The organism is Oleiphilus sp. HI0128, assembly GCF_001635365.1.
The window spans coordinates 1-1,595 of record NZ_LWGG01001116.1; the positions used below are offsets into that span (position 1 = coordinate 1).

Genomic DNA, 1,595 nt, shown 5'->3' on the forward strand with positions numbered 1-1,595 from the left:
GTTCATTGAGATTAGCCGCGATGTTGAGGCCACTTAAGTCTGGCGCTTCCATACTAGCCTTATTTATCGAAACCTCTCCAAATGAAAATTTACCATCCACAAACAATAATTCGGTGTTGAGCGCCTGACTATTATCCAAGTTCAGTTTAGACAATACCAACATCTGCGAAGGTTTGAGTTTTAGACGAGTAATGAAATCCTCTCGTTGATCAACATGTTTCGCCAAGGGCCAAGGCCAGTCGCGCGTCAAGCCTTTTAAATTACTTCGAATATCAACAAAAGGCTCAGACTCCTTATGATTTGGGAGGTATAGTTCAGCGAGGTAATCGAAGCTTCCACCCAAAAACGCCGTAGTTTGATAGCCAAAAAAGTCGAAAACCTGTTCGATATCGGTATTACCTGCCAGGCTTATATTCGTTTGTGAGAGGTCTCTAAATTCATTACTTTCAAGATCAGTAAGCAGATAATCGTATGTAGCTGGATCAAAAGAAGTAGAAATATTTAGCAATGCAGGCTTCCCGAAAGCAATAACCTCTACGTCATTAGCTGTTACGCCCTTATCTTCTGTAACGTCGAGGACACCTGTCACGCGGTCAAAACTGATTCCAGAATCGGGATGATGAAGCTTAACCCCTTCTAAAGTCGAGCGAATAAGATAAGCAAGCTCAGCGCCGTCATCTCCTTCGGATACGGGTATATCCAAGAGTACGTCAACATCAAAGTCACCTTCGAACACTAACTGCTCTGCAACAGCTTCAGTATGTTCAGAGATTGGTGACTCAGCCAACCAATACTGTAAGTTTTCAGATGTAGCCTTTGTACTGCTTTCTATTCTAAGTATTGAGCTGGCTGCCCCTTCAGGCTCAAGCATTGTAGCTCGAACTTCATTTAGCTTTGTGTCGACAATTTTGGCCTCAGGAGCAATAACCAGCAACTGACCATTTTGAAGTGAGATATTCGCGTTTAGTTGCTCAGCAGGCGGCCAATTCCTGTCAAAGTCGAGCACCAGGTTTTCAGTATTCAGGTCGATGCTAGAAGTAAAGCTGTTGTCTGCAGTAATAGTTTCAACTGATCCGTGCCCCAGGTAAACTCCTGAAACAACGGTACCGGACCTTAAGGCATCGACTAACCAATCATGTAGACCTGAACCAACAATATAGTAAGGCACAAAAGACGGAGCGCTGGGAGCACTAAGATCTTGAAGAGCAATGGCTAAATCCAAGTAATCTTCATCGCCCTCTCCGTTTAGCCTTATAGAAAAATCACCATATACCAAACCTCCGTCTTGTTGCACCAAGCGCAAGCCATCAGAATAAACGTCTACGCCGTCTTCTTGAATATCCCACGCAACGTAACCATCAGCCTTTGCCATCGTCCAAGGCTCAAGAAATAATTCCGGGAAACCCAGCTCAAAGTCATGACTTGAAAAGTTTACGAAGCCTCCCTGATTATCAGCAAATACATATCCATTGATACCCATCCCGGAGGGTGTTCCTTCATAAGCATCTAGAGAGACCTGATCAAGCTCAGCTTCAAAGGTAAATGATGAGGCGTCTTTTTGATGTTCGATATTGATCCAGGCGTTTTTTAGTTGC

At 43.8% G+C, this 1,595-nt stretch carries 1 protein-coding gene; it reads right to left on the reverse strand.

Annotation, left to right across the window (positions count from 1 at the left end; all coding sequences use genetic code 11):
- Positions 1 to 1,595, reverse strand: a 1,595-nt coding sequence (locus A3763_RS19010; protein ID WP_156495182.1) for a DUF3971 domain-containing protein, incomplete at both ends; no start/stop codon positions are given.